The organism is Collinsella aerofaciens, assembly GCF_039758965.1.
Lineage (GTDB): Bacteria > Actinomycetota > Coriobacteriia > Coriobacteriales > Coriobacteriaceae > Collinsella > Collinsella aerofaciens_BR.
The window spans coordinates 105,877-118,954 of record NZ_JBDMSL010000001.1; the positions used below are offsets into that span (position 1 = coordinate 105,877).

The 13,078-nt window shown below is 67.0% G+C and carries 15 protein-coding genes; all 15 read right to left on the minus strand.

The features are described 5' to 3' along the window. Window positions 1-10: 10 nt before the first annotated feature. Window positions 11-2,563: a phage tail spike protein gene (locus ABHU32_RS00440; RefSeq protein ID WP_346978431.1), complete on the minus strand. Its 2,553-nt coding sequence runs from the start codon at window positions 2,561-2,563 to the stop codon at window positions 11-13. Continuing rightward, the gene (locus tag ABHU32_RS00445) at window positions 2,563-3,276 is read right to left on the minus strand and encodes a distal tail protein Dit (RefSeq protein WP_117637885.1); all 714 of its coding nucleotides are present in this window, start codon (window positions 3,274-3,276) and stop codon (window positions 2,563-2,565) included. Before ABHU32_RS00445 ends, ABHU32_RS00440 begins: the two co-directional genes overlap by 1 nt. Then, window positions 3,273-5,963, minus strand: a complete 2,691-nt coding sequence (locus tag ABHU32_RS00450; RefSeq protein ID WP_346978432.1) for a phage tail tape measure protein — start codon at window positions 5,961-5,963, stop codon at window positions 3,273-3,275. The genes ABHU32_RS00445 and ABHU32_RS00450 overlap by 4 nt, the downstream gene beginning before the upstream one ends. Before the next feature lie 2 nt (window positions 5,964-5,965). Further along, complete coding sequence (locus ABHU32_RS00455) at window positions 5,966-6,622, minus strand: Gp15 family bacteriophage protein (RefSeq protein WP_346978434.1); 657 nt, start codon at window positions 6,620-6,622, stop codon at window positions 5,966-5,968. Continuing rightward, a complete protein-coding gene (locus ABHU32_RS00460; RefSeq protein ID WP_158573936.1) occupies window positions 6,622-7,125 on the minus strand; it encodes a hypothetical protein in 504 nt (167 codons plus the stop codon). Before ABHU32_RS00460 ends, ABHU32_RS00455 begins: the two co-directional genes overlap by 1 nt. A gap of 108 nt (window positions 7,126-7,233) precedes the next feature. Continuing rightward, complete coding sequence (locus ABHU32_RS00465; protein ID WP_117637882.1) at window positions 7,234-7,950, minus strand: phage tail tube protein; 717 nt, start codon at window positions 7,948-7,950, stop codon at window positions 7,234-7,236. A 2-nt stretch (window positions 7,951-7,952) separates the two neighbouring features. Beyond that, the gene (locus ABHU32_RS00470; RefSeq protein WP_346978435.1) at window positions 7,953-8,351 is read right to left on the minus strand and encodes a phage tail terminator protein; all 399 of its coding nucleotides are present in this window, start codon (window positions 8,349-8,351) and stop codon (window positions 7,953-7,955) included. A gap of 1 nt (window position 8,352) precedes the next feature. Next, a complete protein-coding gene (locus ABHU32_RS00475) occupies window positions 8,353-8,751 on the minus strand; it encodes a minor capsid protein (protein WP_346978436.1) in 399 nt (132 codons plus the stop codon). Between the two features lie 2 nt (window positions 8,752-8,753). Further along, a complete protein-coding gene (locus ABHU32_RS00480; RefSeq protein ID WP_147336073.1) occupies window positions 8,754-9,047 on the minus strand; it encodes a putative minor capsid protein in 294 nt (97 codons plus the stop codon). Window positions 9,048-9,079: 32 nt separating this feature from the next. Continuing rightward, window positions 9,080-9,439: a hypothetical protein gene (locus ABHU32_RS00485; protein ID WP_346978438.1), complete on the minus strand. Its 360-nt coding sequence runs from the start codon at window positions 9,437-9,439 to the stop codon at window positions 9,080-9,082. Next, window positions 9,429-9,584: a hypothetical protein gene (locus ABHU32_RS00490; RefSeq protein ID WP_346978440.1), complete on the minus strand. Its 156-nt coding sequence runs from the start codon at window positions 9,582-9,584 to the stop codon at window positions 9,429-9,431. Before ABHU32_RS00490 ends, ABHU32_RS00485 begins: the two co-directional genes overlap by 11 nt. 14 nt (window positions 9,585-9,598) lie before the next feature. Next, entirely contained in the window at window positions 9,599-10,480 is an 882-nt protein-coding gene (locus tag ABHU32_RS00495) for a hypothetical protein (protein ID WP_195535006.1), read from the minus strand. Window positions 10,481-10,483: 3 nt separating this feature from the next. Further along, entirely contained in the window at window positions 10,484-11,041 is a 558-nt protein-coding gene (locus tag ABHU32_RS00500; protein WP_346978442.1) for a phage scaffolding protein, read from the minus strand. 201 nt (window positions 11,042-11,242) lie between these two features. Then, a complete protein-coding gene (locus ABHU32_RS00505; protein WP_346978444.1) occupies window positions 11,243-11,407 on the minus strand; it encodes a hypothetical protein in 165 nt (54 codons plus the stop codon). After that, on the minus strand, window positions 11,380-13,050 hold the full coding sequence (locus ABHU32_RS00510; protein ID WP_346978446.1) for a phage minor capsid protein: 1,671 nt from the start codon (window positions 13,048-13,050) through the stop codon (window positions 11,380-11,382). Before ABHU32_RS00510 ends, ABHU32_RS00505 begins: the two co-directional genes overlap by 28 nt. Window positions 13,051-13,078: the final 28 nt, after the last annotated feature.

Consider the following 13,078-nt stretch of genomic DNA (forward strand, 5'->3'; position numbering starts at 1 on the left):
TCTCGCTGGTCTAGTTTCCCGTGATGCTGCTCATGCCGGTGATGATTCCGTTCACCACGTTGATGGTGCCCCACGTCCAGTTGTTGCCGTTGTTGGTGATGCACCCGATGAACTGCGTGGAGCCCGTGTACCCGTAGGTGCCGCCGCTGCTCGGACTGGTTCCTATGGCGAACTTCGGGGCGAGTATCCTGGCGGTGCCCGACGACCCAATGTCTGCGCGGCTGCTATCCAGGTACACGTAGTTGTTGGAGTTCTCCTGCAGCTTCACGTACGCCGAGCTGCCCGCGTTGTTGTTGCCGCTCTTCATGTACAGCTGCTCGTCGGGATGGCTCATGTAGCCCGCGTAGTAGGGGGTCGTCAGCCACGTCTGGCGGTAGTAGCGGTTGACTGCCAGGAAGCCGTAGCCGCAGGCGGACATGCCCACGCCGTCGGTCGAGCTCGCCGTGGGGCTGTCCTTCGCGTGGACGGCCTCGATGGTGCAGTACTCGGTCGAGCCGTTCACGAACGACGCTCCCGGGTGGTTGTTCGTTGTCGTGCCGGTGGTGATGTAGTTGGTTGACGACGTGCCGACCATGTTGCAGCGGAACATGGAGGTGCTGCCCACCAGCACGGTGCCCGCGATGATGGAGCCGTTCTTGTCGTATATCTGGAAGCCGTTGGTAGCGTTGATATAGACCCTGTTGCCGTTGCTGTCGGTCATGAAGATGGAGCCGTCGCGCAGGTAGAATGCCCCGCTGTCGAGGTCCCAGTACGAGTTCCCGCCTTTGATGCGGCCCGTGGTCAGCTCGTCGGCGGTCACGCCGTCGCCGGTTATGGCCGTGCGCCACTTCCACGCGCCGCTGGAGTACTTGGAGTTGGCCACGCCGATGATTCCGCCGCCTATCTTGACGCACTTGGTGGCGCTCTCGGGCTTTTTGTCGTACACGAGGATGCCCTGGCCTGGCTCCTCGTACACCCAGCCGCCCGTGGTGTTTATCTCGCTGTTGAGCATTTCCACGATCTTCTTGCGGATATCCGTCGGCAGTTGGTCGAGCTGCTTCTGCAGACCATCCACCTCGCCCTCGGCGCTCGTCAGCCGTTCGTCCAGCTTGTCCGTGACGCCTTCCAGGTACTCCTTGTTGGCCTCGTCTATTTTCTTGAGCACGCTCTCGCTTTGCTCTATCGACGTGTCGGTGTACAGGCGCAGCACCTCGTCCAGGGTCAGGTTGCCGTCGTCGGAATACTTCTTCAGCGCCTCCTCCAGCGTGGTGTCCCCGTTGTCGGCGTACTCCTTGAGGGCCTTGTCCAGCTCGTCCCTTATCTGGTCGGTGTAGTCCTGGGCGGCGCCGCCGACCTCCTTGGCGTACGCCTTCTGGCGCTCCTCGGCGGCCGCCAGGCTCTCGCCCCATTTGCCGGTCGATGCCTTGTTCGAGGCGTTCACGGCCTCGGTCACGGTGGCGCGGATGCTCGAAGCCGTTCTCTTTGCGCTGGACTTCTGGGCGGCCATCAGCTCGGCCACGGTCTGGTAGTTGCCGAACGTGTAGGTGACCTCGCCGGGGCGCAGCTGATCCTCCACCACCTTGGTGATGCGCGTGCGCACGCGCAGCGGCGGGTCGTACACCTTGTCCACCACGGTCACCAGGTCGCCCTCGTCCGCGCCCTCGAAGCCCTCGCCGGCGCGCGCAAGCGCCGTGGCGTCCACGGTGTAGGACACGGTGGGCACGCACGACTTCGCCAGCTGCGCCTCGGTGAGCTTCTTCAGCTCGGCGGCGTCCTCGCAGTCGGAGAACTCCACGTCGCCGAACACGTGCGCCTTGCCGCCCTTGCCGTCGGGCCGTCCCCAGCGCGCCAGCGCGTCGGCCGACCCCACCCAGTTCTGCCCGCCGTTCACGTCGCCGAAGGTCAGCTTGCGGTCGTAGCCGCCCGTCAGGTTGCCGTCCTCGTCGGCGGTCTGCAGGGACTTGCCGTAGCCGTACAGGGCGGTGCACACGTTGCCCTCGTCCACGCTGCGCTTGACGCTCACGAGGTCCTTGGCGTAGGTGAAACGCTTGCCGTTGTCCTCGCCGACCTGCTTGGCCATGCACACGCGGCGTGCGGTCACCTTGGTGCCGCTCACCTGGATTTCGAACGACAGCTCGCCGCCCCAAGTGTCTGCCACGTCGTGGATGGCCGCCCATGCGTTGGTGTGGTAGAAGTTCGTGCCGGCCTGCCCGAGGTCGGCCACGGTTCCGACCTGCCAGCGCGAGGAGGACAGCGCCGAGGCCAGAGCGGCGTAGGCGCTCACGTCGTAGGGGCGCTTGTCCTCCAGGTAGTCGCCCAGGAGCTCGATTTGCGCCGAGGTCGGGCAGTAGTACGTGTAGAGGATGCCCGCGCTTGCGCGCTCCTCCTCCACGCCGTCCACGATGTTCTCGTGCCAGCGGCCCTTGAGGTCGCGCCACACCAGGCGGTCGCCCTTGTCCAGGCGCGCCAGCGTTGTGATGCTCAGGGCGTTCTCGCCGTTGACCTCGCGCGTGTCCTCGCACTCGAACAGCGTCTTGATGGGTCCCTTGTACGCCTCCCAGCGGTCGCATGCCCACAGAATCATCAGCCCACGTACCTTTCCGTCCACTGTACCGTCGCGGTGCCGCTGGACAGCTTGAGGCTGTTGGCCCCCGGCTCCAGCGGGAAGAAGTCACTCTCGAAGGTCACGGGCGCGGGGCTGCCGTCCACCGTGGCCTGCGGGGCGGCCATGTCGATGACCACCGCGCTCGATGCCGTCACCGCCTTGTCGATCTGCACGAACTCGCCCGTGCCCATGTTCGTCAGCCGCAGCGCCGACGTGCTGCCGCCGGGCCTGACGGTCACGGTGGGGTAGGTGCGGAACGTCCCGCCCACCTGCACGCCCGAGGTGCCCGACACGGTTGCGCGCCCCTCGGCCCCGTAGGCCACGGGGTCGTATGCCGTGAACGTCAGCGTGGCCTCGCCGGTGTGCCACAGCGTGTCGAGCGCGCCCGGCGAGGTCAGCACGGCCATGTAGCGCAGGCCCAGGTGCCTCTCGTCGTCCAGCCACAGCTCGGCCTCCTTGAGGCACAGCAGGCGCGAGGCCATGAGGCGGCGAAGGGCCGCCATGTCGTCGGCGGGGCGCGCCCTCCAGGCCGCCGCCACGTCTATCGTCAGGGGTTTCAGCTCTGCGCGCATGAAGCGCGAGCCGGGCTGCCCGGGCACGTCGCGCGTGGCGATTTCGTACTCGGGCAGCAGCGAGCGGGTCACGAGCCGGGTGTCGAACCACGGCGCGAAGTCGAAGCCGTTGTATATCATGCGAAGCACTCCTGCCGTTTGATTTCCTTGGCTATCTGGCGGGAGATTTTCTCGATGTCGGCCTCCTCCCGCACGGTCGCGTACAGGTTGATTGTCACGTTCGTGTCGCCATGGGCCGCGCCGCCCTTGCCGTCGAGCAGCTTGGCGATGCCCTCGGCCAGCGGGCGCGCGCCGCGCTCGTTGAACGGCACCACGCCCTCGGGGCCCGCCTCGCCGACGCCGATGACGCTGGGGCCGTTGAACACGCCGCCCTTGGCGTACCAGTCGATGCCGAAGTGCGGCACGCTCGGCGGGGCGATGCTGAAGCTGCCGGAGATGGACAGGTGCGGCAGCTTCAGGTGGGGCAGCGACCACGAGAAGTTGAAGAACCCCTTGATGGAGTCGATGACGTTGCGCACGGTGTCGCGGGCGTTCTGTATCGGCGTCTCGATGGCGCTCTTGATGGAGTTCCACACGCTGCTCACGGTGTCCTTGGCGGCGTTGAACACGCTGGAGATCGTGTCGCGGATGCCGTTCACGATGCTGGATATGGTGGAGCTGATGCCGCCCCACACGCTCGACGCCGTGCTGCTCACGGCCCCCCATATGGAGTCCCACACCGCCTGAATTGCCGACAGCACCGCCGATATGGTGGAGCTGATGGCATTGATGGCCGCGCCTATCGCCGAGCTGATGGCAACCCATATGCTGGAGGCGGTGGAGCTCACCGCGCCCCACACCGTGTCCCACACGCCCTGGATGACCCCAAGGGCCGCGCCTATCACGTCGCTGACGTACTGGATGTATGCGCTCACCGCGCCGTAGATGGCCTCCCATATGGCGCTGGCGGTGCAGCTGATGCCTTCCCACGTCGCGCCCCACCATTCGGAGAGCGCCGTCACCACGTCGGTGATGGCCTGGCTCACCGCGTCGATGTAGCCTCCCACCGCGCTGCAGATTGCGTCCCATGCCGCCGTCAGCTGCTCGCCGAAGTTCTCCCAGATGAAGTTCCAGGGTATGAGCAGCGTCTCGATGGCCAGGTTCAGAATCTCGCCCAGCAGCATCACGGCGACCTGCACCACGTTGCAGATGCCGTCCCAGATGGACGAGGCGGTGTCGGCCAGGCCTTGGAAGAACCCGGCTATGGCGTCGATGGCCCCCTGCACCGTGGAGCAGATGCCGTCCCACACGCCGCCCAGCGTCTCGCCGAGCTGCGAGAAGAACTCGCCGACGCTTTGGGCCACGTCGCCCGCCACCTGGATGGCCACCTCGAACGCGGCGCACACGGCATCCCACACGGCGGTCACCGCGTCGCGGAACTCCTCGCAGTTGTTCCACAACAGCACCACGGCGGCGATGATGGCCGCTATGGCCGCTATCACGGGGTGCGCGGCTATGAGCCCCAGCGCGCCGGTGCCCAGCTTGCCGACGGTCTGGAACGCCGCGCCTATCTTGGGCACGGTGTCGATGACGGTGCCGACGGTGGACAGCACGGGGCCGAGCGCCGCGACGATGCCCGCTATCACGAGCACGGCGGTCTGGCCGCCCTCGCCGATGCCGGCGAACCACTCGGAGAACGACTTGACGACGCCCGCCACGTTGGTGGCGATGTTGAGCAGCGGCTCGCCAAGCGGCTCGATGGAGCCCTGCAGCTCGCGCATGGCCTCCTGCGATTTCACGGCGAAGCTGTCGGAGGCGGCCTCCTGGGCCTGCTGCGCAGCGCCCGCCACGTCGCCGAAGCTGTCCTGCACGCCCGCCAGGGACTCGATCATGCCCATGGCGTTGTCCTCGCCCAGCGAGGACCACAGGGTGGAGGCCAGCGCGGCCTTGTCGTACTCGTTTGGCATCTGCGTGAGGTCGCCCAGCACCGCCTGCAGCATGTCCTCGGCGGTGGCGCTGCCGTTCTTGAAGTTCTCGAAGACCTCCTGCGTGCCCTCGCTGAACGAGCCGATGGACTCCTCCATGCGGCCGTCGGACAGCGCCGTCAGGAACTCGTTGAGGTAGTCGCCCACCTTGTCCAGGTTGTACGCGCCGTTGGACGTGCCCGCTTCGAGCAGCGAGAAGTACTCGCTGGCGCTCATTCCAGCCTCGCCCCATCGCACGGAGTATTCGCTCAGGTTGTCGCCCAGCTCGTCGGTGTAGTTCAGGCCGCGCTGCATGCCCGCCGTCAGAAGGTCGCTGGCCTCGGTGGCGGACAGCCCGAAGCCCTCCATGAGGGCGTTGGTGCCGCGTATGGACTCGTTCACGTCCGCGCCGAAGGTGTCAGACAGCATGAGCGCGTTGGTGGTGACCGTCTGCAGGTCCTCGTCGGACACGTCGCGAAGGGTGGACTTGCACTGGATCAGCGCATCGTTGACCTCGTCCAGGGACTCGCCCCAGCCGCCCTCGTAGATGCGCTTGCCTATACCGCTGAAACGCTCGGCCTCCTCGCCGGAGACGCCGAACGCGGCGGCTATGCGGGCGTTTGCCTGCTCGTAGTCGCTGGCCACGCCGAAGACGGCCTTGCCAGCCGCCACCACGGGCGCGGTGAGCGTCAGCGTGGCGGCCGTGCCGGCCTTCTTGAACGAGGAGGAAAGCTTCGCCGCCTTCTCGTCGCCCTCGGTTATGTTCTTCCAGGAGATGCCCTGGAGGTCGCGCTCCAGGGCCTTGATGTTCTTGGATACGTCAACGGTGTCGAGCACCGCCTTGATGATGACGTTGCCGTCCATGCTCACCTCGTCGCTCTCTTGAGCGCGGCGAACACATCGCGCATCGCCGCGTCGCTTCCTTCCTCAGAGCCGTGTGAGCTGCGGCCTTTGCCGAGTTCGAACGCCTTGTGGGCGGCGTTCCAGGCCTCGACCTCCTGCCTGTTGTATTTGGTTGGCTTCGGCTTGGTCGCCGGGTTGCGGTAGTGGATGGCCGCGCCGAGCGGCGTGTCCTGCGGGCAGCCGCCCACGAGCGCCACGAACTCGGCGAAGCTGATGCGACCGCGCACCTCGTCCCACTCGATGCCGTAGGCCTGGCGGAAGCTGGTGCGTATGCGCGCCGCGTCCTCCTCCAAGTCCCACAGCGGGGTCTCGTGCGGGCGGTTGCCGGTCAGGTCGAGCCCGCACATGTCCCATACCGCCGCGTCGCGCATCCGCACGAACTCGGCGGCGTCGTAGTCGCATGCGCACCACGCGTCCGCCCAGTCCACGAAGAACAGCGCCAGGAACTCGTCCCGGCGCTGGTCGTCGGACTTGCCCTCGTCGGTCAGCACCTCGATGACGCGGATGATCGTGAGCGCGTCGTCGCGCACCAGCACCTCCTCGCCGTTCCACGGGTAGCGCGTGGCGCTCGTGCCGTCGGGCAGCCGCACCCGCTCGGCCGTGAGCGCGGCTGGCAGCATTACTTGCCGCCCTTCTTCTTGCGCTTGGCCTTGGCGCGGCGCTGGGCGCGGTTGAGCGCCTGGACCTGATCGGCGCGCTCGCTGTATGCAAGGCCGCACGCCATCAGCTGCTCGCTGGTCGCGTGGCGCGCCAACATGTTGAGGAACGTGGCGAAGACCTCGCCCAGGATGCGGATGTTCTCCTCGGGCGCGATGGGGCCCTCGTCGCCGCCCATCCACGCGAGCAGCTGCTCCCAGCCCTCGGTGCCGATGAACGCCGAGATGGTGCGCTTCATGAGGCGGGCCTGCGCGGCGTTGGCCTCGGCCGCCTTCTCGGGGGTGTCGGCCTCGCGGGCCATCTGCTCGTTGGCCTGCGCGCGGTCGATGGCGTTGCCGACCTTGGCCAGGTACTCCTCGATGTGCTTGTCGTCGAACCACACGCGGAAGCGCGGCGTGTCGGGGTTCTCCTCGGGGTCCTCGAAGAACACGTCCTCGTACGCGCGGATGTTTTTCAGAAGTTCCATTTGTTGCCCCTTTCGTGAGCGGTGAGCGTCGGGCATAGAAAAGGGGCGCGGGCCGCTCACTAGCCCGCGCCCCCATGTCCAGGAGGTTATGTCTGGTGTCGCCTGCGGCTACTTCGCCGCCACGGTGACCTTCACCTGCGTGCAGATGCTCGGCTTGGACGCGCATCGCACGGTGATGACCGCCTCGCCTGCGGCCACGCCCGTCACGTTGCCGTCGCTGTCGACGGTGGCCACGTCGGTGTTGCCCGATGCGAAGAAGCACTTGGCGTTCGCCTCGGCGGGCGTGACGGTCGGCGCGAGCTTCATGGACTTGCCCACGGCCGGGCCTGTCGGCGCGGTGCAGGTGACGCCCGTGGGCTGCTTGAGCTTGTTGGCGGGGATGTAGCGCATAGCGCCAGCGCCCGAGATTGTGCAGGAGAACGCGCCGGGGTCGGACGCCGCGCCCTGCTGCGAGCCGACGGTCAGGCCCAGGTAGGTGCAATCGCCCTCAACCACGTCGCCGTTGGGGTCGGTGTGGCGGAAGTGGCCCGTGCGGCCCTCGCCGGTCTCAAGCGCCAGGCTGGCAACGAAGTCCTGCGCGGGGTCGCCGTAGCAGCGGTCGCCAGTGACCTCGTACTGCGGCTGCACGCTCTTCACCTTGTCGGTGGGGGTGCCGTAGCCGTCGTAGTAGTCCTTGGTCTCGGTGGTCTCGTTGGTGGTCGGCTTCACCTCGGTGATGCCGCGCGAGAAGATGGCCCACGTGGGGCTGGCCGCGTCTGGCGTGGTGTCGATCTCCAGCGCGCTCATGTAGTTGGGCGCGAAGCCCAGGTCTTGGTTCTTTGCCATCGTTATCCCTTCTCTATGGTTATGGTCGCTTTGATTCGGAACTCCCACAGGTACGGCCCGCCCTCGGGCGGCGTTATCTCCTGCGGCTCGGTGTACAGCGACGCGCTCGTGAAGCCGTAGGAGCCCGTGGGCGAGGACAGGTCGGCCCCGTCCAGCGCGTCGGCCAGGTCGTAGGCGTCGCCCATGGCCTTGGCCTCGGAGGTGTCCTTCACGATGACCTGCAGCACGTAGCCCACGCGGCGGGTGCCGTCCATGTGGCGCACCACGTCGGTGATGGGCATGGGCCGCAGCACCACCGCGTCGTCGTGGCCGCGCGAGGCGGCCAGGCGGGTGAGCAGCACCGGGCCGTAGCCCAGGGCCTCTATGGCGGCCTTCGCCGCCTCCATCACGTCCGGGGCCATGTCACGCCCCCTCGGTCAGGAGATCGACGGCCAGGCGCTCCCAGTCCTCGCCGTGCGCTTCCTTCGCGGCCTTCGGCCAGTCGGCCTTGGCCCTCGGGTTCTTGCCGTGCTTGATGGAGCTGTCGGGCAGGTCGCGCACGTAGGCGGCGTAGTCGGCGTCCCATGTGACGCGGCCCTGCCTGAAGTCGGAGGCGGCGTAGTCGGCGTCCCATATGACGAGGCCCTGCCTGAAGTCGGAGGCGGCCTGCATGGAGTTGTGCATGCGCTTGGTGTCCTCTGGCGTGAACGCGTTCATGTCCTCGGCCACGCTCATGGCGAACTTCACCTGCTTGGCCTCCAGCTCCTTCGCGCTGAAACGCTTCATGAGCTTGGTCAGGTCGACCGTGACTGCTGCGGGCATGGCTACCTCACCTCCAGTTCCCAGTGGTGGGGACGGGTGCCGAACGCGCGGCGGGGCGTGCACCTCGCCACGTTCATCCACTCGCCCCCGTCGATGCTCACGCGGCTGCCCACTGGCACGTCGAACATGCCGGGGCTGTCCGCGCCGTCCGCTATCACGAGGCCCTGCGCGCCGTCGCCCAGGGCGTACTCGCGCACGAGCCACGCCGAGACGGGCTCGAAGCGCACGCGGCGCACCTCGACGGGCTGCTCGAACTCGCCGCCGTAGCCGCCCTCCCTGGGCACCTTGACGGACATGGTGGAGGGCCGCGCCGAGCGCGGCACCCGCATCATCTGGCACCCCCGATGCCCGCGTAGAGCAGCGGCGTTCCAAGCAGCTCGCGGCGGACGGCGGCCTCCATGTCGCTGCGGTAGGTGCTGGCCCCTTCGGTACCGGGGTTCCACGAGAACGAGCCGACGGTAAAGCCGCCGCCCTCCATGATGCCGCCCGAGCATCCGTATGCGGCGTCGACCTCGCAGGCCGCCATGACCGCGCGCGCCCACTCCTCGGAGCCGTCCGGCTCGTTGGGGAAGATCAGGTCGCGCACGGCTGCCGTGGCGTGGGGGAGCGCCGCCTTGAACTCCTCGGCGGACAGCTCCCCGCGCCCGGCTGCCAGGTAGTCCTCGTGGGTCGGGGCTCTAGTTTCCATCGTCCTCGGCCGCCTCGGGCTTTTCCGCCTTGCCCTTGGCGGGCTGCTCGTCTGCGGCCTTCGCCTCGGTCTTTTCCGCCTTGCCCTTGGCGGGCTTGGTCTTCTTCGGGGCCTCCTTCTCGAAGGCCAGTCCAACAGTGCGCATGTCGCGCCTCCTTCCTACGCGGCCTTCATGCCTGCGGTGATGTAGTGCGCCAGGTTCTCGCGGACGCCGCACACGCCGTACTTGCGGTACTTGAACAGGTGGCCGAAGCCCTGCTGGTTGTCTTCGGCGTCGATGACCTTGCCGTGCGCGAAGTTCCAGCGCAGCACCACGGCGTCCTTGTGGACGATTAGGAAGTTCATGTCCACCGCGCCGGTGCCCTTCTTGTAGTGGCCGATCTCCTCGTCCTTGGTGGTGCCGTCCAAAAGGTCGATGGCGCTGTAGAAGCGGGACTGCGGCACCTTCACGATGGAGGAGAAGCCGTCCAGCGCCTCTCGGGACTTGGTGGTGTCCAGGTCCTTCACCATACCCAGCAGGGTGGGGGTGATGAACAGCACGCGGCCCTCTTCCGGCACCTCCTTCTCGTCCATGTCGCACATGGCGGCGTTCAGGCCCTTGAGCATGTCCGCGCCGTCGGAGTAGGTCTTCTGCTCCTTGGTGATGCCGGTGCCCGCGCACAGCGTGGAGAACACGAACGCGTCTCCCTCGGGCACCACCTTGGTGCGGTTGAAGTGCGCGGCGGCGTTGCCGAACGCCAGGTTGAAGGACTGGGCGTCCACTTTCTGGTCGATTTCCAGGATGGTGCCGCGGTCGTAGTTGGCGCTGATGGGCTTCCAAGTCAGGGACGCGCCGCTGTTCTGCGGCAGTCGCCCGTTGGCCTGCACGTCGCCCAGGCCGCCCATGGAGTAGACGGGATAGTAGAACTCGCCCAGCTGCTCCATCTGCGCGATGTTGCCCTGCGGCGCGGCGCTCTCAAGCACTGCGGTCAGGGATTCCTTGCGGTACGCCTCCATGAGCACGTTCTCGTAGCCCTTGGGCAGTTCGATGCTGTTTGGCATGATTTACTCCTTTGAAGATTCGTCGGTGAGTCCGAAAGCTGCGCGGAAGTCGGCCAGGCCGTCGGAGCCTGCGCCGCCCTTGGGGTCGCCGCCCGCGCTCTCGCGGGGCTGGTCGGTGAACATGTAGGCGTTATCCTTCTTCAGGGCCTCGAAGTCGATGCCCGTGAGGTTGCCCTGCTCGTCCAGCTTCGCGTCGGCGATGTTCGGGATGATCGCGCGCGCCGCCTTGGCGTTGCGCACCCCCATCTGCGCCAGCTTGGTGTCGATGGCGAAGTCGCGGCGCATGTCGGCCTCGCGCTTCTCGGCGTCGGCCTTGTACGCCTCGTTGTCGGCCTTGGCCTTGTCGAGCGCGGCCTGCAGCTCCTCGGCGTTGCCCGCCTTGGAGGTGAACTCCTCGATCTGCTTGTCGCGCTGCTCCAGCTCGGCCTTGAGGGCCTTCACCTGCTCCTGGTACTCGTCGGTCTCGCGCTTGTACTTCGCGTAGGACACGACCTCCTTCTGGGGCTCGGTGTTCTGGCCTTCGCCGCCCTCGTTTCCCTGGGGCTTGTTGTCTTCCGCCATCGCTTGCTCCTTCCGTGTTTGGTTGTCGCGCTTCCCTGCGCGCTTGGATGGCCCACCGTTGTCGCCGTGGTCGCGTGCGGGGCCGTTGTCGCCGCCCCATCGCGTGACCGCATCTTCCCCGAGGTGTCGCCAGGCAAAAGAAAAGGCCGCCCGTTCGTGGGCGGCCTTGATGCCGTGTCGCTGTTCGGTTGTCGGTGATGCCTAGTGCATCAGGCCCTCGTCGCGCAGAACCTTGCGGCACTTGGCGAAAAGTTCCTCGCGTTCTTTTTCGCTCAGCTTCTCGTCCTCGCTCAACTCGGGCACGTGGTCGTCGATGACTAGAACCCAGTCATCGGGGGTCACTTCTTTTTTGTCAGCCTGAACCATTTCGCCTCCTCGTTCTGCTTGTAGAGCATTTCCGTCGTGTAGTGGTCGATGGCAGCGCCGCCCGCGTTCGGGTAAAGCGCCTTCATCTGCTGGCGTATTCTCTCGTACGCCTTCACCACGCCGGGGTCGTTCACCTTGATTTCGTAGATTGTACCATCGTGGCACGCCACCACCGAGCTGCGCACCCAGTCGTTTTCCGCCACCGTTCGAATGTCGGTCCACGACGGCGGCGAGCTCATGGGGTGGTTGTGGATCAGCACCACGCCGCCCTCGGTGCGCCTGCACGCCTCCACCTGCTTTGCGGTCAGGCCGCACGCCTGGCTCTTCAGGCCGTGCCCGAAGGTATCGGTGACGCGCTCGCCCTTCTTCCATGAAACCACGGACATGCGTTCGTAGCCCGTGCCGTCGCGGTCGCGCAGGATGCGGCGGCTCTCGGCGTACACGGCCTCGCTCGCGCGCTTTGGGATGGGAAGGGAGGCCACCTTGTCGTGGTAGGCCCTGCCGTTCACGGCCCGGCGGCTCACGTCTGCGGCGGTGCCCGCGCCCTTGCCCGGCATGAACTTCTCGCGCACCCAGGTCTTGTCCGTGGCAAGCGGGTAGATGCGCGCCTTCGATTCCATGGCGGCCTCGCGCGTGCGCTCGCGGGACAGGTAGGGGTGGGCGGCTATGTGCTCGCGCTGGCGCTTCTGCAGCTTGCCCAGGCGCAGGCGCTCCTTGGTGTTATCGAGCCCGGCGGCCTCCAGGGCCGTTGCCTCGCGCTTGGCGGCGCGTATGCCGCGCTCAAGCTCGCGCTGCTTCTGCTCTGCCCGGTATCGCTCCTCGCGCTTCTCGTCGCCGCCGTCGGGGTCGCGCTCGTAGCGCAGCGGCTGGCCCTCCACGTAGATGCCGAAGTCGTGTTTGCAGTTCGCGCCGCACAAGCCATCGACCGAGCCGTAGCCCGTCTCGCGGTAGAACGGCGGGTATTTCTTGGACTTGCCCGACAGGCTGAAAACGCGGCCCTGCCACTTGGCGTGGCTCTCGCGCGCGCCGCCGTGCGAGGAGGTCTGCACGAGGTCGTGCCCCGTCTCCTCAAGCAGCTCCAGCGTGTTGCGGCTGCCTGCCTGTACCACCTGGGTGCGCACGTGGCGGCGCATGGCCACGTCGGCCTGCGCCCACGCCCCGCTCTTGTAGTCCACGACGGACACGCCCCGCCGCGCCAGCTTCAGCACGGCCTCGCGGGTGGCCTGCTCGTAGCCCGCCATGCCCGAGTTCACCTGCGCCACGGCCTGCGCCACGACTTCGAGGTACGCGCGCTGCACGTTGGCGGGCATCTTCAGGTTGTCTCGGCTCACCACTTCCTGAACGCCCGCCGCCGTGGCCCGCGCCGAGTTGTGCAGCCTCCACTGCATCGTCTTAGACAGCGCGCCCATGGCCGTGCCCAGCGTGGACAGGTCGGTCTCGGCGCTCTTGGCCACAGCCTCGGCCGCCGCCTTGGCAGCCTCTCTCGCGGCTCTGCGGCCCTCCTCGCTCATGGCCTTCTGCACGTCCTTGGCGGCCAGCGCGGCCTTCCTGGCGGCCTGGGAGTAGGCGCTCTCGCCCTCGAAGTCGATGGAGCCTATGAGGGCGGCGTAGATGCACACCAGGCGCAGGGCGTACTCGTCCATGGCCCCCTGCGCCGCGTCGGTGAAGTGC

What these genes read in the sequence shown, in the direction of transcription:
- ABHU32_RS00485 (WP_346978438.1), bottom strand. Translation starts at nt 9,439, where the DNA reads ATGGAAACTAGAGCCCCGACCCACGAGGACTACCTGGCAGCCGGGCGC.
- ABHU32_RS00475 (WP_346978436.1), bottom strand. Translation starts at nt 8,751, where the DNA reads ATGCCCGCAGCAGTCACGGTCGACCTGACCAAGCTCATGAAGCGTTTC.
- ABHU32_RS00480 (WP_147336073.1), bottom strand. Translation starts at nt 9,047, where the DNA reads ATGTCCGTCAAGGTGCCCAGGGAGGGCGGCTACGGCGGCGAGTTCGAG.
- ABHU32_RS00505 (WP_346978444.1), bottom strand. Translation starts at nt 11,407, where the DNA reads ATGGTTCAGGCTGACAAAAAAGAAGTGACCCCCGATGACTGGGTTCTA.
- ABHU32_RS00445 (WP_117637885.1), bottom strand. Translation starts at nt 3,276, where the DNA reads ATGATATACAACGGCTTCGACTTCGCGCCGTGGTTCGACACCCGGCTC.
- ABHU32_RS00470 (WP_346978435.1), bottom strand. Translation starts at nt 8,351, where the DNA reads ATGGCCCCGGACGTGATGGAGGCGGCGAAGGCCGCCATAGAGGCCCTG.
- ABHU32_RS00495 (WP_195535006.1), bottom strand. Translation starts at nt 10,480, where the DNA reads ATGCCAAACAGCATCGAACTGCCCAAGGGCTACGAGAACGTGCTCATG.
- ABHU32_RS00450 (WP_346978432.1), bottom strand. Translation starts at nt 5,963, where the DNA reads ATGGACGGCAACGTCATCATCAAGGCGGTGCTCGACACCGTTGACGTA.
- ABHU32_RS00440 (WP_346978431.1), bottom strand. Translation starts at nt 2,563, where the DNA reads ATGATTCTGTGGGCATGCGACCGCTGGGAGGCGTACAAGGGACCCATC.
- ABHU32_RS00460 (WP_158573936.1), bottom strand. Translation starts at nt 7,125, where the DNA reads ATGGAACTTCTGAAAAACATCCGCGCGTACGAGGACGTGTTCTTCGAG.
- ABHU32_RS00500 (WP_346978442.1), bottom strand. Translation starts at nt 11,041, where the DNA reads ATGGCGGAAGACAACAAGCCCCAGGGAAACGAGGGCGGCGAAGGCCAG.
- ABHU32_RS00455 (WP_346978434.1), bottom strand. Translation starts at nt 6,622, where the DNA reads ATGCTGCCAGCCGCGCTCACGGCCGAGCGGGTGCGGCTGCCCGACGGC.
- ABHU32_RS00490 (WP_346978440.1), bottom strand. Translation starts at nt 9,584, where the DNA reads ATGCGCACTGTTGGACTGGCCTTCGAGAAGGAGGCCCCGAAGAAGACC.
- ABHU32_RS00510 (WP_346978446.1), bottom strand. Translation starts at nt 13,050, where the DNA reads ATGGACGAGTACGCCCTGCGCCTGGTGTGCATCTACGCCGCCCTCATA.
- ABHU32_RS00465 (WP_117637882.1), bottom strand. Translation starts at nt 7,950, where the DNA reads ATGGCAAAGAACCAAGACCTGGGCTTCGCGCCCAACTACATGAGCGCG.